The sequence below is a fragment of the Halobacterium bonnevillei genome (assembly GCF_009831555.1).
Lineage (GTDB): Archaea > Halobacteriota > Halobacteria > Halobacteriales > Halobacteriaceae > Halobacterium > Halobacterium bonnevillei.
In genome coordinates, this window is the sequence record NZ_WUUU01000053.1 from 1 (window position 1) to 17,466 (window position 17,466).

Consider the following 17,466-nt stretch of genomic DNA (forward strand, 5'->3'; position numbering starts at 1 on the left):
GCCAGCGCCTCGCGGGCGCGGTCGGGCGCTCGCTGTTCCGCGCCGCGCTCGCGGGCTTCCTCGACTTTGTCGTCCGTCCCCTTCAGGCCGACGCGGCCACCCATCCCGGCGATCGGGTTCACGACGACGCCCACGGTTCGCATACCGTCGCTTGGACCGCACGGCCGAAAAGCCGCGCGGTTGCCGGTTCCTACGTACACCCTCGGCCTGCGGCGGCAGTCCAATGAGACTTGGCCGTCGCGGGATTGCGATCCGGGACCCCGCAGCAACCTCGACGACTGGCCGGCCGTCCGGTGAACCAAGAGTTAAGACCGACCGGCCGGAATCGTCGCACATGATTACGTTGCTGAGTGCTGCGGACGGCACCGCGTTGCCGATCAACGCCGTCGGGTGGACGGTGACAGTTCTCGGACTGCTGTTCGTCGCCGCGTGGCTCGCGTACCTCTACCGGTAGCGTCGGCGCGAACCGAATCGGATCAGAACAGTCGCGGCTGTGAGCCGCTGGCCCGGAACAGTCAGGCTTCGTCGACGTGCTCGCGGAACCAGTCTGCGGCCTCGTCGACGACGGCTTCGTCTTCGTGCTGTAGTTTCACGCGGACCGAGTCCCCGGGATAGCTGCCGACAGTGACGTCGAAGCGGTCCCGGACGGCCTCCAGCGCCTCGACGAGCGAACTCTCAGGGGCGTCGACGTGCACGAACTCGACCGACGTGGCGGTCCCGGTGAACTCGTCGGCGACGGAGTCGAACATCCCCTTCATCTCGTCGGGGACGCCCGGGAGCACGTAGACGTTCTCGACGACCGCGCCCGGTGCGACGCCGACCGGATTCTCGAGGAGGCGTGCGCCAGACGGGAGGTCGGCGGTGCCCTCGGTGAGGTTGTCGAACTGGTAGGTGTCGTGGTTCTGGAAGTACGTCAGCGCGTCGGAGTGTTCGGCCATCGGCCGGTCGAATGCCGCCGCGACGCCGTCCATCGTCACGTCGTCGTGGGTCGGCCCGACGCCGCCCGTGACCAGCACCGCATCGAAGCGGTCGGCGAACCGCGAGACCTCCTCGGCGATAGCGTCCTCGACGTCCGGCACAACCACGACGCGCTCGACGGACGCGCCGCGCTCCGCGAGGCGCGCACCGAGCCACGACGCGTTCGTGTTCTCGGTGTCGCCGACGAGGAGTTCGTCACCGACCGTGACCAGCCCAACCTGCATACCGCGGGGTACGCGCTCACCAGTGAAAAGGGCCACGCGGGGCGACGGCGATTCGTCCGCGAGGTATCGGCCTCAGAACGCCGTCGGGTCGTCCGGGGGGTACCCCGCGGAACGCCGCACCGGCGTCACTTCTCGACGTCGAGCCCGGCTTGCTCGCGTTCCTGCTCGAGGCGCCGGATGCGGAGCCGGTAGTAGGCGACGCCCGCGAGCGCGGCGACCGCGAGCACGCCGATGATGCCGCCGAACAGGTAGAGGTCGCGCTCGAGGTAGAAGTCCACTTCGATGGTCGCGTTCGACAGCGAGTCCCAGCGGAGGTGGACGCGGTTGTCCTCGACGGTCTTCTCGTAGCCGCCGGGGTCGACGCTGCCGAACAGCGGGAACGACACCCGCATCGCGGCCGGCAACACGACCTCGTGGGAGCCCTCGAAGTCCAGCGGAATCGTCGCCGAACGGCTCCCCGCGTTCGACGTGTACGCGAGCGTGCCGTTGTCCGCGGGGAGTTCGACGACCGTGCGCTGGTCCTTGCTGGAGACGTCGATGGCGTCGGCGCCGACGACGGTGCCGTTCGGGTACCGGAACTGCACCGCGGAGATGAACAGCGGATTGCGGCCGCCGAACCCGCTGGAGCGCGCGAGCCGGACTTTCCCCGTGTCCTCGACTGTCGCGACCGTCTTGTACTCCTCGCCCTCGACGACGACGGTGACGTCCGCGTCGGTGTCCCAGTCGTAGGTCGCGTCCTCCTGCAGGTCATCGTCGCTGGGGGTCGGTCCGCCACCCAGACAGCCGGCAGTAACCGCTAGCAACACCACGGCGACGGCCAGCTTCAGTTTCGTCATGGAACGACGGCGAGCAGTTCCGCGGGCAGGTATTCGCCGATGGCCGCCAGCAGGCCCGGCGGGTCCGTGTCCTCGGTGCAGATGATGCTCTGCTCGAGGAGGCCGAGGCGTTCGACGGTGACGATGTCCTGGGCGTGGCCCGCTCGGTTCACCGTCGCGCGGACCTCGCCGCGCGTCGCGCTGTTGACGTTCAGGCGGCCGGAGCCACGCGTCCAGTCGTACAGCCGGTCGCGTTCGGCCTCCGCGAGTTCCACCGTATCGCCGTACGTGAACCGCAGCGGGACGTGCTGCACGAGGCCGAACCGCTCCCGGATCTGCGCTGGCGACCCTGGGCCGAGGTCGAGCTGGTCGGCCGGCACGAGGACGTCCTCGCCGGCGTCGAGCACGAACCCGTCGTCGCTCCAGGATTCGAGGGTGCCGACGTAGGTCTCGCCGGCCTCGAAGCCCTCTGTGATTTCGCCCCAGGTCTCCGCGAGGACGTTCCGCGCGGCGACCTCGTCCGGGCCGTCCAGCGTGACCGTCGGGAAGTCGTCGTGGCGCACACCGAGTTCGAACTCCACGTCCAGGTCGCCGACGTCGTTGTCGACCTGCGACCGGAGGCTGTCCAGCGACCGCTCCCGAGCGTCGCCCTCGACGTAGAGTTTCGTTGCGAGGACGACCATCAGGCCTTCACGCCCAGTTCGGCGCGGAGGTTCTCGATTCGCTCGTCCATCGCGTCGACGAGGTGCGTGTTCTCCATCGCTTCCACGGGCGACCCGCACTCGGGGCACTCGAAGCCGAGGTCCATCGCTTCCGCGAATTCGAAGCGGATCGAGCACACCTCACAGAGGTAGAACTCGTTCTCCAGTTCGTACTGGCGGCGTTCGACGAGCGCCTCCAGCAGGCGCTCCATCTCCTCGCGGAGGTTCGGGGGGACGTTGTCGTAGTCGAACGTCCAGAGGTACGTGAGCCACCCCGAGTCCTCGTCGCGAACCCGTCGATAGGTCGCGAGGTCGTTCTCGTAGAGGATGAACAGCGCGCGGCGCACGTCGTTCAACTCGAGGCCGAGCCGCTCCGCGAGTTCCTCGTCTGTCACCTCGCCGTCCGGCGGCGACACCGCAACCGGCATTCCCTTCGGGCCGACCAGCTCGTGGAGGTACTTCTGAACCACGGGGTCGTCGAGTAGCTCCTCAAAAGCCATTGGGTGAAAAGCGGTCCGCGCCGCCATTAAGTCTTGTTACTCTGCCGGCAGTCGGGGCGCTGGGCAGTGACGCGTCGGAGCGCCGGGCCGACCCGCAAACCGCCAGTCGTCAGTCCTCGGGAACCACCAGCGGTCAGTCCTCTGGCAACACCTTCCCGGGGTTGAGTACGCCGTTCGGGTCGAAGACGTCCTTGACCCGGCCCATCAGACCGACGGCGCCGTCGCCGTGTTCGGGGCGCACGAACTCGCGTTTCGTGTTCCCGATGCCGTGTTCGGCGGTACACGTGCCGCCGAGTTCGATTGCGCGGTCGATGACGGCGTGGGAGACGGCTGAGCCGCGGTCGACCATTTCGGGGTCGTCCGGGTCGACGAGCACGTCGAAGTGGACGTTACCGTCGCCGGCGTGCCCGAACGTGGGCGCCTGGAGGCCGGCGTCAGCCGCGCGGTCGTGGATGAACGAGACCAGCGCCGGGAACTCGCTGGGCGGCACGGCGACGTCCCCGGAGTGCGCGGACACGAGTGTTGGATCGTGCTGGACGACGGCGTCGGCGAGTTCCTCGCGGACCGCCCAGAGGTCGTCCATCGCGGCGTCGTCGACGACGTCGAACCGCAGCGGGTCGTGGTCCGCGAACACGGACTCGCAGAACTCGATTTCGGCGTCGACGCCGTGGTTGCGGTGGAACTCCAGGAACACCATCGGGCGGTCCGGCAGGCCGGTGTCGAGGTGGTCGTTGGCGATGCGCGCGCAGTGCTGGTCGACCAGTTCCATCGAGGCGACGTCGACGCCTGACCGGCGTGCGTCGGCAATCGCGGCCGCGGCGTCCTCGACTGACTCGAACACCGCGCGGCCGCCCCGAATCTCCGCCGGGATGCCCGCTGTCTCCAGCGTGACGCGCGTGACGACGGCGAGCGTGCCCTCGCTGCCGACGACGAGGTCGCGGAGGTTGTACCCCGACGAGGACTTGACCGCTTTCGTACCGGCCGTGAACACGGTGCCGTCGCCGGCGACCGCTTCGAGTTCGCGGACCCAGTCGCCGACAGTCCCGTACTTGACAGTGCGGCGACCGGACGCGTCCGTCGACACCATCCCGCCGACGGTGGCCATCGCGCCCGACGTCGGGAGCGGCGGAAAGAACTGGCCGTGCCGGGCGAGCGCTTCGTCGACGTCGATCCCGATCACGCCCGGCTGGACGTCGATCTGGAAGTCGTCGGGCCGCACGTCGAGGACAGCGTCCATTCGGGTGGTGTCGAGGCTCACGCCGCCCCGGACCGGGACGGCGTTTCCCGCGATTCCGGTACCCGCGCCGTACGGCGTGACCGGCACGCCCGTCTCGTTGGCGCGCTCCAGGACGGCCGCGACGTCAGCCGTCGACTCCGGCCAGACGACCGCGGCGGGCGCCGACCCGTCCGCGCGGTCAGTCCCCCAGTCGGTGGCGTGCTGGGAGCGCTCGGCGTCCGCCAGCGTCCACTGGTCGGCTGCCAGCGGCAGCGACGCACAGAACTCCTGCATACCCCGTCTCGGGCGGGCACGCAGTTAAGCGGTCGGTCAGCCGCAAGACAGGGCGCCGACCTACGCCTCGTCGTCGACGTCCTCGACGCGCTTCCCGAGCGCCTGCGGAATCACGCGCTGGTCGGCGTCCTCGTACTCCTGTTCGAGTTCCCGGCCCTCGAAGAGGCGGTCGAGGAACACCGCGAGTCCCGCCACCTCCGAGTGGGGCTGGTTCGTGACGCCGACGTTCCAGTCGGCGTGCTCGTACACCTCGAAGGGGACTTTCTCGCCGCCGACGACCACCAGAATCGGGTCGCCGTCCTCGCGGTGGGCGCGCCGGACGTTCTCCTGGACGTCCTGGACGGCTTCGCCGTACATCGTGAGGTGGACGACAGCGCCCGCCCAGTCACGGATGGTGGCGTCGAGTTCGTCCGTGAGGTCGACGTCGAACGGGCCGCCGAACCGCTCGGTGATGTCCCTGACTGTCTCCGCGGACTGGCCGGCGTTCCCTGGGAGGACGACGCGGTCCGCGCCGAGCGCGCGCGCCGTCAGGCCGACGTGCGTGGTCATGCGGTCGTCGCGGCCCGGCCGGTGGCCGTACCGGAGCACGACGACTGCTGGACTGTCCTGCATACCAACGAGGAGTCGCGCCGCCGGGGTACGCGTTTCGGATGCGCGCCGTGCGGCCACGCCCGGCTGCGCCGCTCAGTCGTCGGCGTGCGCGAGTTCGAAGGGGTACGGCGGGAGGCGCAACTCCTCGAGATCCGGGAGGTGTTTGACGTTGTAGACGACGCGCAGGGTCTCGGTGGTGGGCACCGCGTTACAGGACAGGCGGAGGTCCCGGTCCACCATCTCCGGGGGAAGGATGTGGTCGGTCGGCTGTGAGAGCGCGCCCTCCACGACGAGGACGGCGCAGTTCGCGCACGCGCCGCCGCGGCAGGCGTACGGCCACGCGAAGCCGCGGTCTTCGGCCGCCTCCAGCAGGGACTCGCCGGCCCCGACGACGAACTCGCCGTAGTTCACGGGGTCGAGGTCTGCGCGCTCGGCCTTCGCGAAGAGGTCGTCGTCGTCCAGGCGCCACCCGTGGTCGTCCACGGCGGCGTAGTTCACGTACTCCACGTGGGACTCAGACCACGGGGTGAACGCCTCGCCGGAGTCGACGTCGTACGACGGCGTCTCCACGTCCGGCTCGACGTCCGCCGGAGCGGCGTCGCCGCCGTGGGCGTCTGCGTCGCCGCCGTGGGCTTCTGCGTCGCCCGCGAGAATCTTCTCGTAGGCCGCGCGGACGAGCTGGAACTCCGCTGCCGACCCGCCCTGGTCCGGGTGGGCGTCTTTCATCCGCTCGCGGTAGGCTCGCTGTATCTCCCCGTCGTCGGCGTCCTCGTCGACACCGAGCACGTCGAAGGGAGATTCCATAGGACCCCGTAACTGCCACAGGTAGAAAAGTCTCCCCGCGCTGACGGTCCTCGCCGGAACCGACCGCCCGTTCCCGGCTCGATCGCCGTCGACCTCACTCGGGACCCGCGGTCAGTCGGTCCGTCCCCGCGCCGCGGGACGCACGGGAGAGCACGTACGTGGCCAGGCTGGCGGCAAACGCGTCGAGTTAGCCACCAGACCCGTTACTGCGGTGATTTATACTGCTGGTCGTCATTACAGCGCGCATGGTTCGCCCGGAAGTAGCCGCGAGCGCGCAGGACGAGGACTGCTCGGGGACGACGGCGCTGGTCACGGGCGCGACCAGTGGAATCGGTCGCGAGATCGCGCTGGCCCTGGGTCGCCTGGGCGCGGACGTCTACGTGCACGGCCGTGACAGGGAGCGCGGGGAACAGGTCGCCAGTCGGCTCCGGGAACTCGGGGCCGACTCCCGGTTCTTCCGCGCGGACTTCCTGGACGTCCAGCAGGTCCGGAACCTCGCGGTCAGAATCCACGGCCGCGTCGACGAACTCGACGTCCTCGTCAACAACGCGGGCGCGCACTTCGACGACGGCGACCTGACTGACATCGGCGTCGAGCGGACGTTCCACGCCAACCACCTGGCGCCGTTCCTGCTCACGACCGAACTGCTCGACGCGATAGCGGAGGACGGCCGCATCGTCACCGTCTCGTCGGAGGTCCACCGGCGCGCGAGCCTCGACCTCGACGACGTCGAGTCTCTCGAGGACTACGACGGGTTCGACGCGTACGGCCGGTCGAAACTCGCGAACGTGCTGTTCGCGCGTGAGCTCGCGCGGCGCGTCGACGGTCCGACGGCGAACGCCTGCCACCCCGGGTTCGTGCCCGGGAGCGGGCTCTGGCGGACCGCCTCGGTCCCAGTGCGGGCGTTGATGACCCTGCTGTCGGTGATCCCGCGCCGTCTCGCGTTCGGGGTCGTCGATTCCACGGCGTCAGCCGCGGCGACGCCCACGTACCTCGCTGCGTCGGACCTCGACGCCGACGGCGCGTACTTCAAGGACTGCCAGCAGGTCGCGCCCGCCGAGCAGGCCGCTGACGACGAACTCGCGGCCCGCCTCTGGGAGTGGAGCGCGGACCGCGTCGACGGCTAAACCGAGCGCACGGTGACGCCCGCCTGTCACGCATCGGAAAGCACTTCCCGAACCGCCGGATTTGCTCAGTCATGGACCTGTCTGGGAAGCGCGTCGTCGTCACCGGCGCGGCCGGCCTCGTCGGCTCCCACCTCGCCGCCGAACTCGCCGCCGACAACGACGTCATCGCCGTCGACAACCTCTCGAAGGGCACCCGCGACCGCGTGCCCGACGGCGTGGAATTCGTACAAGCGGACGTGTGCGACGAGAACGACGTCGCCGACGTGATCACCGAGGACGTGGACGTCGTCTTCCACTTCGCGGCGTACACGGACACAAACTACGGGGAACCGCGCGTGCTCTTCGAGGAGAACACCGAGATGACGTACAACGTCCTCGAGCGCATGCGGGAGGTCGGCGTCGACAACCTCGCGTTCACGTCGTCGTCGACGGTGTACGGCGAGGCGCCGATGCCGACGCCGGAGGACTACGCGCCGCTGGAACCGATCTCGATATACGGGTCGAGCAAACTCGCCGATGAAGGCCTGATCTCGACGTACGCCCACTCCTACGGCATCCAGTCGTGGGTGTACCGGTTCGCGAACATCGTCGGGCCGCGCCAGCGCGGCAACGTCGTCCCGGACTTCATCGAGAAGCTCCTCGACGACTCGGACACGCTGACGATTCTCGGGAACGGCCGCCAGGAGAAGTCCTACATGCACGTCGAGGAGTGCGTCGACGCGATGACCCACGTCGTCGAGCACGCCGACGACGACATGAACGTCTACAACCTCGGCACGCGGACCACTACCTCGGTCAACCGCATCGCGGACATCGTCGCCGACGAGCTCGGCGTCGACCCCGAGTACGAGTACACGGGGGGCGACCGCGGCTGGACTGGCGACGTCCCGAAGATGCGCCTGTCCATCGAGAAACTGTCCGCGCTCGGGTGGGAGCCGTCCCAGTCCAGCGACGAAGCTGTCCGGGCGGCCGCCCGCGGGCTCGTCGACGAACTGCGCGCGGAACGCGAGTGACCACGACGCGCTGAGAGGGAGTGACAGCAGCCGTGACAGCCAGGCCCCCTCGGACGCCTCGACGGGGCCTGTCGACGTATTTCCGTTACCGGGCGAAGCTTCAAGCAGCCAGTCGCCCTGTTACCTGGCATGCGGATGGAACTCCGGGTGTGCAAGCACTGCTACGAGGGCGAGCACGGCAACCCCGAGAAGACCGCAGTCACGACTGACATGGTCCAGTGCGCGCAGCGCGTCCGCGAGTACAAGGATCTCATCGGGCTGGACGCGCTGTACGTGACCATGGTCGAGGAGGGCGACCCGGGCGGCGCGGAGGAACTCCCCGCCATCGTCGCGCACCTCGAACACGACCAGGTGAACCTCGCGGACACGCAGCTCGTCATGGAGGACGACGACGGGAACATGCTGGTCTATCCGGAGCCCGAGGACATCCTGGACGTGCTCACGCGGAACATCGACCAGATCAGCGAGCAGACCCGCCAGGACGTGACCGTGGACCTCTCCGAGGAGTCCGCGGAGCTGTTGACGGCGTGACCTCCGGTCGCCGCCGGCGAACGGCGCCCTGTCACGTGACCAGCGGCCACGCGGCGCCCACGATGAACAGCGCCACGACGACGGCGACCGCGAGTCCGAGCCGCGCCTCCCCGTCGGACGTCGCGTCCCGCGTCGCCAGGAACACGCCGAACACGCCACCGACTGCGACCACGAACACGAGCGCGACGTAGAGTAAGTTGAGTACCCCCGCCATGGTAGTATCTAACACCCGACAAAACTTAAAGGCAAGTGGTGGCCCGCCCCTCACTCCACGCTGACCGCCGTCACGAACGCCGAGACGGCCGTCAGCGCCGCTAACGCCACAACGGGCTCGGCTGCCGCCGCGATCACGAGTTCCATCTGTCGGTACCACGACCACGTGCCCTGGAGTTCGGCGAACGTCGCCACGACGCCGACCGCAGCCACGAGCACCAGCAAGCTAGCCCCGGAGACGACGGCGGCAATGCCGGCGAGTCGACCGACGTCCGTCACGTCGACCACCGCCACCGGGCGACCGCGAACGCGATCGACGCCGGCACGAGTACCACGAGCAGATACTGGACGAACAGGCCGACGTACCTGATGGTGGATTCGAGGTGGATCATCCAGTGCCAGGTCCCCTTCAGTTCCGCGAGCACAGCCACGGTTCCGACCGCCAGCAGTGAGAGCGCGAGCAGAGCGGCGAGCGTCCACACGGTCGCGCGGAGCGCACCGAGGGTGCGCGGATATTCGACGCTCACGGGCGCTCACCGGCTCGCTCGCTGTACGCGCGGTAGTCGCGGTAGAGCAGGTAGCCGACGCCGACCAGCGTCACCAGCCCGGTCCACAACACCTGCATTGCCTGACCGTGCGACAACGGGATGTCGAGGCCGACGTGCAGGATGTGCATTGTTACCACAGACGGCCCGCATCCACTAAGGTCTGATTCCCACAAAACCGACACGCCGGCCCGCAGCAAGGCTTTCGGTCGTTCGCTCCGTACCTTTGTGGTATGGTAACGCGGCGTCATGCACTCGCCTCGCTCGCCGCCGCCAGCGGCACCGTCGGGCTCTCCGGCTGCGGCAGCGTGCTCAGCCGTCAGGCAGCCGAGGAACCCGACCTCGAACTCGACGAGAACCCCCACGACGTGCCAGCCCGCCAGCACGCCTGGAACGGCGCGCTCCGCGAAGACGAGCACGGCAACGACGTGCCCGCAAAACACTATCGCGTAGCGCTGCTGTCGCTCCGCGGGCCGCCCTCGGTCGATGACGCCCGGACTGTCGAGCGCGCGCTCCGGGGCATCGAAGCCGACCACGACTGGGGACCGGACGGCGTCCTCCACACGCTCGCGTGGGGGTCGGGCTACTTCGCCCTGATCGACGCACTCGAGCGGTCACCGCTCACGCATCCGCGGGTGCTCTCCCGCGTGGACGACCCCGACCTCCAGCGCTTCGACGCCGCGCTCGTGCTGGCGGCCGACGACGCCGACCGCCTCCAGGACGTCGAACGCGAGCAGTTCCGCCGCGACACCGGCTCCCGCCTGGGCGCCGTCTTCGAGCGCACTGGAACACGCACCGGCTTCATCGGGGAGGGTCTGCCCGCGGACTTCGGAGACGCGGCCGGCGCGGACGACGTCCCGATTCCCGAGGACGCGCCGATGTTCACGGGCTTCCGCTCGTTCCGCAGCGACACGCAGGCCAGCGAGGACCATGTCACCATCGACAGCGGCGACTTCGCGGGTGGCACCACGATGCATCTGTCCCACATCGCACTCTCGCTGGACCGCTGGTACTCGATGGCCGAGGACGAGCGCGTCGCCCGGATGTTCTCCCCCGAGTTCTCGTCCGCGGACGTCGAGGATCTCACGACCTCGGTTCCCTTCGATGGGGACGTCCCCTCGTCGGTCGCGGAGCACGGCGTCGCAGGTCACCACGAGAAGGTCGCTCGCGCGCGCAACGACGGGGGGCCGGTCATCCTGCGGCGGGACTTCAACTCCGCGGACGGCCGCGAGCCGAGCGTCCACTTCCTCAGCCTCCAGGCGTCGCTGTCGGACTTCCGGCACACCCGGCGCTCGATGAACGGGTGGTACCTCCGCGACGAGCACAGCGACGTCACGGACCGCCGGAACAACGGACTGCTGTCGATTCTGCGCACGACAGCGCGCGCGAACTTCTACGTGCCGCCCCGGGAGAACCGCGCGTTCCCGCTGCTGTGAGCGCGTCCGAGGAGAACAGCGGCGGCGTCAGTCGTCGTCGACTGGTTCGCCGCCGTCCGCCGCAGTGACCTCCTCCCGCTCGCGCTGAGACTCGTACCGGGAGCGAAGGACGTTCCCGTACGTCGAGAGCACGAGGCCGACGAGGAGCACGAACACGCCGATGTTGACGCCGACGGTGAGCAGGAGGTTCGCCGGACCGCCACCGACGGCGAGTTCCCGCGGCACTGGGTAGCCCTCGTCGAAGATGCTCGCGAGCAGGACGCTCACGATGCCGATGGCGACGGCGCCACCCATGAGGTTCGACGCCAGCCCCCACGACGGCCGGAGCGACAACCGCTCGATTCCCGTGCCCTCGTGGTCGGCATCGGAGTCCGCGTCTTCGTGGTCGGGCATGGCGTCTTTCGCGACGAACGCCTTCAGTTCGACCGGGTAGAACGCGGGGTGGAAGCCGTGCTCGAAGATGTGGAACATCACGCCCATCAGCATGATGACGCCGAGGAGGCCGTGGAACGTCACGAACCCCATCACGACGGCCTTCGACTGGTAGAACTCCGAGAGCCCGACCTTGTTCCAGATGAGCAGGCCGGAGACCATCAGGAGGACGAGTTCCACGGTGAAAATCCAGAGAACGCCCTTCCCGATGTAGGACAACAGCGGCACCTCGTCCGACTCGTAGCCCGCGAACTGCCGGGCGTTCGGGTGGCGCTCGTCGGCCCGGCCGAGCACGAACTGCACGTCCTGGATGAACGCCTCGGTGTCCGCCGGGGACGGCATCGCTGCGCGGAAGTTCTTCCGACGGCCCGGCCCGATGAGCATCAGCGTCACCCAGAAGACCGTCAGCGCGATGAGCGCGAGGCCGGCGAGCCGATGGATCGCGAGCACGCTCGCGTTGCCGCCCATGAACTCGACCATCCACCAGAGTTCGTCGTTGAACATCACGGAGTAGCCCGTGAAGAACAACAGGAAGACGTCGAGTGCGAGCAGCGTGTGGAAGTACGTTGTGACGCGAGTGAACTTCCCGTGGTCCAGGCTCGTCATTCGTGGTCACCTCCGCTGGCTTCGCTCGGCGTGGATTGCGGACCGTCGGTCCGCTGGCCCCCGTCGGCAGCGACGCCGTCCTCGCTTGGGGACCGCTGGGGTTCCTGCATCCGCGACGCGAGTCGGCGGAACGCCCCCCAGTGGACGAACAGCATCAGGAGGACGAACGCGCCCATCAGGACGTCGGCGGCGTGCGTGAGCGCGACGAGCAGGTCGAGGAGCGGATCGGTGTTGCCCGCCGTCCAGTCCGCGCCGACGCCCGTGAGTTCGCCGCCGCCCGCCGTCGGGTCGATGCGGTACAGCGCCTCGGTGCTCGCGTCACCGAGGCCGGTGACGTACCAGACGGCCGCGAGCGCGACGACGATGCCGACGATGCCGCTGATCAGCACCGCGAGGCCCTCCGAGAGGCCGCCCGCGTCGTCGCTGCTGCTCATCACTCGAACACCTCCGCGTCCTCGCCGAAGATGATCTCCATCGCTTCGTCGTTGAAGAACGGGTCGCGGTCGCGTTTGTCGAGTTCGTCCGCGATCTGTCCCGGCTGGCCGACGAGGATGGCGTCGGTCGCGCACTCCTCGGCACACGCTGGCCCCTTCCCGACGTCCTGTCGTTCCTCGCACATCGTGCACTTGTCCATGATGCCGCCCGTGCCGACCACCGCGTTACCGTCCGTGTTCTCGTCGGGGAACTGCGGCGCGCCGAACGGGCACGCGGACAGGCAGTACTGACAGCCGACGCAGAGGTCGTCGTTGACCTGCACGAAGCCGTCGTCGCTCTTCTGGAGCGAGTCGGTCGGGCAGACGGAGACGCAGGGCGCGTTCTCGCAGTGATAGCACTGCATCGGGATCGCCGTCTCCCCGGGGAACGCGCCGTCGTCGAGGGCTTGCGAGCTGTTGGCGTTGTAGCCCTCGTCGGCTTGCTGGCCCTCGAACATCGTCGAGATGCTGATTCGCTGTTCCTCAGGGCCGATGTCCCACGTGCGCTTGCACGCGACGACACAGCCGCCGCAGTCGATGCAGGCCTCGACGTCGGGGAAGATTCGCGCGTCCTCGCCCGTGCTGATCACCCCCTCGCTCAAGACCTCGCGCTGTGATTGCTGGTTCGATGACATTGTTCACTGGACCGGTTTGTCCTCCCGGACGTCGAAGTCCTTCTGCTGGCCGATGCCCGCGTCGTCCTGCGGGAACGAGAACGACGACAGGTCGACGTCCATGTTGAGGTCGTCGACGACGTCCTGGGTCGCCTTCCGGACGCGCACCATCGCCGCCTTCGTCTCCTGCATCTGGGTCTCGACGTCGTAGCCCGGAGACGTGATCGAGTTCGCGCTATCCCCTGTGGCGAACGGTTCGAGGCCGTCCGGATACTCGTCGAAGAGGTCCTCGCCCTGGAAGACGCCGCCCCAGTGGTACGGGAGGAACGTCTCCTGGTCGTTCGGGCGATGGGTGACCCTGGCTTTCACCAGCACCGACCCCCGGTTCGTCGTCTCCACGGTCACGAGGTCGCCGCCGTCGACGCCGAGTTCCTCGGCGAGGTCCGGGTGAATCTCGGCGTACATGTGCGGTTGGAGGTCGGCGAGGAAGATGTTCGAGCGCGTCTCCGAGCCGCCGCCCTGGTGTTCGACCTGCCGACCGGTCGTCAGGATGGTGTTGATGCCCTCGGCCCCCTGGATGCGGTCCATCGCGCCCTCCTGGACGTCGCGGTTGTTCTGGTCGAGGCGGTAGAAGTTCAACTGCTGGCCGTTCGCCGGCCAGTCCTCGACCATCCCCGGGTTCGGGCTCTCGATGGGTTCACGGTGGACCGGCACCGTGTCCAGGAAGTTCCAGGCGACCGCCCGCGCTCGACCGCGGCCCGTCGGCGGGTCCGGCTGACGGGTGTCGTACTCCCCCCAGAAGCTCATGTCGAAGTCGAACTCGTCGCGCTGATTGAGTTCCTGGGCGGCGTCGGCCGGCGAGCGGTCCTCGCGCAGCGCGTACTCGAAGGGAAGCGACAGCTCCGACGGATTCGATGGGTCCTCCGGGAGCGCCGTCGCGAAGCCCGGATACTGCGGGACGCCCTCGATGGGGCCGTCGTACCAGTCCGGGGTGTACTGGGTCCGGAGCATGTTCAACGCCTCCTCGCCGCCCTGGTCGTAGGTCACCTGCAGCGGGTAGTCTTTGTCCGTGTCCATGTCCGCCCACTCGCTGGGCGTGGGGGCCTGCGTCCCCCACCGCGACCGGAAGTCCTGCCCGCCCTCGCGGGGGTCGACGTCGTCGCGCCACAGAATCGGCGTCCCGGGGTGGCCGTCACCCCAGCACGGCCACGGGAGGCTCCAGTAGTCCCCGCTCACGGGGAGACTGGAGTCGTGGCACTTCGTGTCCTCCATCGAGAACGCGTAGTCGTACTCGCGGTGTTGCTGGAGGCGCTCCGGGCTCATCTGGTAGCCGATGATGCGGACGCCGAGGTTGATCTCCCGCAGCACTTCCTCGTAGCTGGACTTCCCGTTGTGGATCTCCGGGCCCGACCCCCAGTCGAAATGCTCGCCGAAGCCGAGTCTGTCGGCGAGCTCCTGCATGATCTGGAGGTCCGGCTTCGCTTCGTGGCTCGGCGGACGCACCGGCTCGCTCCACTGCACGGCGCGGTGGGAGTTCGTCAGCGACCGCCAGTGCTCGTACTGGCTGGCCGCCGGCAGCAGGATGACGCCGTCGTCGCGGTCCGGCAGCGCGGCCGCCAGCGACGGGAACAGGTCGACGACGACGAGGAGGTCCAGTTCCTCCATCGCCTGGCGCATCCGGGGCATCTCCGAAATGGAGTTCGACGAGTGCCCCCAGAAGAACGCCGCCTTCACGGGGTCCGGCTGGTAGATCGGTGACTCCAGCAGCCGGTCCTGTTCGCCGAGTGCGGCCTCGAACCACCGTGCGACCGTCAACCCGTTCTGGAACATCATCGACCGGTCGTTCGGGAAGGTCTCGTCGATTTCGCCCTCAGCCGTCGACTGCCTGGTGTAGAGGTCCTCCGGCATCAGGTCGAACCGGTCGTACATGTCCTCGAACGACGTGGACCCAGAGGTGAACGGGCTCGTGTCCCAGACGTCGGCCCAGTACCGCCAGGACCCCGGACTTGACACCCCGTAGTACCCCGGCAGGATGTGGCTGGCGACCGCGAGGTCGGTCGCGCCCTGCACGTTCGCGTGCCCGCGCATCACCTGGAGCCCGCCGCCGGAGCGCGCCGCGCTGCCGGACGCGAGGCTCGTGAGCGCGTACGAACGGATGTTCTGCGTGCCGTTGTTGTGCTGGGTGCCGCCCATCGCCCACTCGATCTGGACGCTGGGCTTGTTCTCGATGATGAGGTCGCCGATCTCCCGGATCTGGTCTTCGTCGATCCACGTGATGTCCGCGACCGTCTCGAGGTCGTACTGGTCGAGGTCGTCGTCGACGTCCGGCCAGCCCTGCACGCGCTGCTCAAGCATGTCGTCGTCGAGTTCGCCCTGCTCGCGCATGTACCGGATGACCCCCATCATCAGCGCGACGTCCGTCCCGGGTCGCAGCCGGTAGAAGTGGTCCGCGTGCGCGGACGTCTTCGTGTACCGGGGGTCGATGGAGATGATCTCGCCGCCGCGGGCCTGCCCTTCGAGGATGTGTTGCATCGCGATCGGGTGGGCTTCCGCGGGGTTCTGCCCGATGATGACGTTGAGGTCGAAGTTCCGGTAGTCGTTGATCGTGTTCGTCATCGCGCCGTACCCCCACGTGTTCGCGAGGCCGGCGACAGTCGTGGAGTGACAGATCCGCGCCTGGTGATCGATGTTGTTCGTGCCCATGAACGACGCGAGCTTCCGGCTCGCGTACGCCTCCTCGTTGCAGTGGTGCGCGCTCCCCAGCAGCATCACGCTCTCGCGACTGTACTCGTCCCAGATGCGCTCGATCTCCTCGGTGATGTGGTCGTAGGCCTCGTTCCAGGTAATCTTCTTCCACTCCCCGTCCTCTTTCCGCATCGGGTGCTTCAGTCGTCGGTCGGAGTGCTCGCTGCCGTAGATGGCCGCACCCTTCGAACACACCGACCCGTTGTTTATCGGGTTCTCGTGCCATGGTTCCTGCCCGACGAACGCGTTCCCTTCGCGTTCACCGCGGAATCCACAGCCGACGGCACAGAAGTTACAGACCGTCTTGGTGAGCCGCGAGTCGTCTCCCGAGATGCCCGTACCGTCTGTCTCCCCGTCCTGTGCGAGCGACTGGCCTGTTATCCCGCCACCCAGGGCGAGTCCGCCCGCGAGCGCACTCGCCTTCATGAATGAGCGCCGGTCCAGGTCCAGTGATACCGGTTCTGTGCTCATTACCTGCCACCTGTTACCGCATACCATACAACTGAGGACTGCAGTCCCTTCAGTGTTGGTACAAATTCTGCACTTCAGGGGCGACAAATTACCAGAGGAGTCTGCTGTGCGTATTTATACCATGCTACGTAGGCACAAGCTCTTTTGCGAGGCGGACCTAACGGCGAGTGAATGAACGTCGGGGCGTTCGTCTGTGGCTGTGGAGGGTCTGTCGACCTCGACCTCGAGGGGGTCCGCGAGGGGGTCCGCGACGTGGACGTGGTCGCGAGTGCCTCGCTGCTGTGCGAGGACGGACTCCCGAAAGTACGGCACGTCGTCGCGGAGTACGACCTCGACCACCTCCTCGTCACCGCCGAGAGCGCGGCCTGCAGGTCGAAGTACGAGCAGCTCCTCGCGGACGCCGGCCTCCACCCGGACGCGGTCACGTTCGTCAACCACCGCGAACGGGCCGCCTGGGTCCACGAGCAAGCGGAAGCCACCGACCTCGTCGCCAGGAAACTGAACGCGGCGTACGCGGGCCTCCGTGCGGAAGCACGACCCCGGACCGTCGCCCGGGAGGCCGGAAACCACGTCCTCGTGGTCGGTGACCCGGAGACAGCAGCGGCGCTGGCAGACACCGCCGACGTGACGCTGCTCGCGGACGGCGCGGACTTCGCCGACACCGATTACGACCTCCGCGACGTGACCGTCGAGCGCGGCCGCCTCACGGACGTCGACGGCGTCTACGGCGAGTTCGAGGTGCACGTCCAGGCGGGGGTCACCGAGGACTGCATCGACTGCATGGAGTGCGTCGACCGCGGCCCCGACGAGTACGTCACGCGCTCGCCCGTGGACGTGCTCCCGGGCGCGCCGGGCGGGGACTGGGTCGACTGCTGTCCGACGGACGCCATCCACCCCGAGGAACGCACCCTGACCGCCGACCAGGTCGTCTACCCGGACGGCAGCCGGGAGACCCGCGGCGGCCGCACGGGGCTTCTACACCGATCCGGTGGACGTCGCCACCGTCGCGGCCGTCGAGGACCTGCTCGGCGGCGTCGAGAAGCCGCGTTCCTCGACGTCGAGCTGAGCGTGTGCGCCGCCGGCGGGGCCAGCCAGCAGGGCTGCACCGAGTGCGTCGGACGCGTGCCCGCACGGCCG

19 protein-coding genes and 2 pseudogenes are annotated in these 17,466 nt (G+C 68.3%); 5 read left to right on the forward strand and 16 right to left on the reverse strand.

The window, feature by feature from the left end:
• The 8 genes and pseudogenes from GRX66_RS08380 to fer all read right to left on the reverse strand — a co-directional run.
• Positions 1–143 (reverse strand): annotated as a pseudogene (locus tag GRX66_RS08380) (N-acetylglucosamine-1-phosphate uridyltransferase); the annotation flags it as partial.
• A 372-nt stretch (positions 144–515) separates the two neighbouring features.
• Positions 516–1,202, reverse strand: coding sequence for a competence/damage-inducible protein A (locus GRX66_RS08385; RefSeq protein WP_159526160.1), 687 nt, complete (start codon positions 1,200–1,202; stop codon positions 516–518).
• A gap of 125 nt (positions 1,203–1,327) precedes the next feature.
• Positions 1,328–2,038: a DUF5803 family protein gene (locus GRX66_RS08390; RefSeq protein WP_159526161.1), complete on the reverse strand. Its 711-nt coding sequence runs from the start codon at positions 2,036–2,038 to the stop codon at positions 1,328–1,330.
• Positions 2,035–2,700, reverse strand: coding sequence for a DUF2110 family protein (locus GRX66_RS08395; protein ID WP_159526162.1), 666 nt, complete (start codon positions 2,698–2,700; stop codon positions 2,035–2,037). The genes GRX66_RS08390 and GRX66_RS08395 overlap by 4 nt, the downstream gene beginning before the upstream one ends.
• Positions 2,700–3,218: a transcription factor gene (locus GRX66_RS08400; RefSeq protein ID WP_159526163.1), complete on the reverse strand. Its 519-nt coding sequence runs from the start codon at positions 3,216–3,218 to the stop codon at positions 2,700–2,702. The genes GRX66_RS08395 and GRX66_RS08400 overlap by 1 nt, the downstream gene beginning before the upstream one ends.
• 133 nt (positions 3,219–3,351) lie before the next feature.
• On the reverse strand, positions 3,352–4,728 hold the full coding sequence (locus GRX66_RS08405; RefSeq protein ID WP_159526164.1) for an FAD-binding oxidoreductase: 1,377 nt from the start codon (positions 4,726–4,728) through the stop codon (positions 3,352–3,354).
• Positions 4,729–4,788: 60 nt separating this feature from the next.
• Positions 4,789–5,340 (reverse strand): tRNA (cytidine(56)-2'-O)-methyltransferase, encoded by a 552-nt coding sequence (locus GRX66_RS08410; RefSeq protein WP_159526165.1) that lies wholly within the window; start codon positions 5,338–5,340, stop codon positions 4,789–4,791.
• Between the two features lie 72 nt (positions 5,341–5,412).
• Entirely contained in the window at positions 5,413–6,123 is a 711-nt protein-coding gene (gene fer / locus GRX66_RS08415; protein WP_159526166.1) for a ferredoxin Fer, read from the reverse strand.
• A gap of 245 nt (positions 6,124–6,368) precedes the next feature.
• Between fer and GRX66_RS08420 the strand changes: the two genes are divergently transcribed.
• From GRX66_RS08420 to GRX66_RS08430, 3 genes are all read left to right on the forward strand, one after another.
• The gene (locus GRX66_RS08420) at positions 6,369–7,250 is read left to right on the forward strand and encodes an SDR family NAD(P)-dependent oxidoreductase (protein WP_159526167.1); all 882 of its coding nucleotides are present in this window, start codon (positions 6,369–6,371) and stop codon (positions 7,248–7,250) included.
• 71 nt (positions 7,251–7,321) lie between these two features.
• Positions 7,322–8,263, forward strand: coding sequence for an NAD-dependent epimerase/dehydratase family protein (locus GRX66_RS08425; RefSeq protein ID WP_159526168.1), 942 nt, complete (start codon positions 7,322–7,324; stop codon positions 8,261–8,263).
• A gap of 129 nt (positions 8,264–8,392) precedes the next feature.
• Positions 8,393–8,794: a hypothetical protein gene (locus GRX66_RS08430; RefSeq protein WP_159526169.1), complete on the forward strand. Its 402-nt coding sequence runs from the start codon at positions 8,393–8,395 to the stop codon at positions 8,792–8,794.
• A gap of 31 nt (positions 8,795–8,825) precedes the next feature.
• On the opposite strand, the gene GRX66_RS08435 is transcribed toward GRX66_RS08430, so the two are convergent.
• From GRX66_RS08435 to GRX66_RS08450, 4 genes are read right to left on the reverse strand one after another with little or no spacing between them, the layout of a single operon-like run.
• Positions 8,826–9,008: a hypothetical protein gene (locus tag GRX66_RS08435; protein ID WP_159526170.1), complete on the reverse strand. Its 183-nt coding sequence runs from the start codon at positions 9,006–9,008 to the stop codon at positions 8,826–8,828.
• A 50-nt stretch (positions 9,009–9,058) separates the two neighbouring features.
• Positions 9,059–9,286 (reverse strand): hypothetical protein, encoded by a 228-nt coding sequence (locus tag GRX66_RS08440; protein WP_159526171.1) that lies wholly within the window; start codon positions 9,284–9,286, stop codon positions 9,059–9,061.
• Positions 9,283–9,534, reverse strand: coding sequence for a hypothetical protein (locus GRX66_RS08445; protein WP_233745374.1), 252 nt, complete (start codon positions 9,532–9,534; stop codon positions 9,283–9,285). The genes GRX66_RS08440 and GRX66_RS08445 overlap by 4 nt, the downstream gene beginning before the upstream one ends.
• Entirely contained in the window at positions 9,531–9,683 is a 153-nt protein-coding gene (locus GRX66_RS08450) for a hypothetical protein (RefSeq protein ID WP_159526172.1), read from the reverse strand. Before GRX66_RS08450 ends, GRX66_RS08445 begins: the two co-directional genes overlap by 4 nt.
• Before the next feature lie 102 nt (positions 9,684–9,785).
• On the opposite strand from GRX66_RS08450, the gene GRX66_RS08455 reads away from it, so the two are divergent.
• Positions 9,786–10,988 (forward strand): DUF7405 family protein, encoded by a 1,203-nt coding sequence (locus GRX66_RS08455; protein ID WP_159526173.1) that lies wholly within the window; start codon positions 9,786–9,788, stop codon positions 10,986–10,988.
• Between the two features lie 27 nt (positions 10,989–11,015).
• On the opposite strand, the gene GRX66_RS08460 is transcribed toward GRX66_RS08455, so the two are convergent.
• Genes GRX66_RS08460 through GRX66_RS08475 form a run of 4 tightly spaced genes read right to left on the reverse strand, consistent with a single transcriptional unit; the run spans position 11,016 to position 16,329 of the window.
• On the reverse strand, positions 11,016–12,026 hold the full coding sequence (locus GRX66_RS08460; protein WP_159526174.1) for a cytochrome b/b6 domain-containing protein: 1,011 nt from the start codon (positions 12,024–12,026) through the stop codon (positions 11,016–11,018).
• On the reverse strand, positions 12,023–12,460 hold the full coding sequence (locus tag GRX66_RS08465) for a hypothetical protein (RefSeq protein WP_159526175.1): 438 nt from the start codon (positions 12,458–12,460) through the stop codon (positions 12,023–12,025). Before GRX66_RS08465 ends, GRX66_RS08460 begins: the two co-directional genes overlap by 4 nt.
• Positions 12,460–13,134, reverse strand: coding sequence for a 4Fe-4S dicluster domain-containing protein (locus GRX66_RS08470; protein WP_159526176.1), 675 nt, complete (start codon positions 13,132–13,134; stop codon positions 12,460–12,462). Before GRX66_RS08470 ends, GRX66_RS08465 begins: the two co-directional genes overlap by 1 nt.
• A gap of 3 nt (positions 13,135–13,137) precedes the next feature.
• Positions 13,138–16,329 carry a molybdopterin oxidoreductase family protein gene (locus GRX66_RS08475; protein WP_159526177.1) on the reverse strand — a complete coding sequence of 1,064 codons (3,192 nt, stop codon included), beginning with the start codon at positions 16,327–16,329 and terminating at the stop codon, positions 13,138–13,140.
• 171 nt (positions 16,330–16,500) lie between these two features.
• On the opposite strand from GRX66_RS08475, the pseudogene GRX66_RS08480 reads away from it, so the two are divergent.
• A pseudogene (locus tag GRX66_RS08480) lies at positions 16,501–17,466 on the forward strand (ferridoxin); the annotation flags it as partial.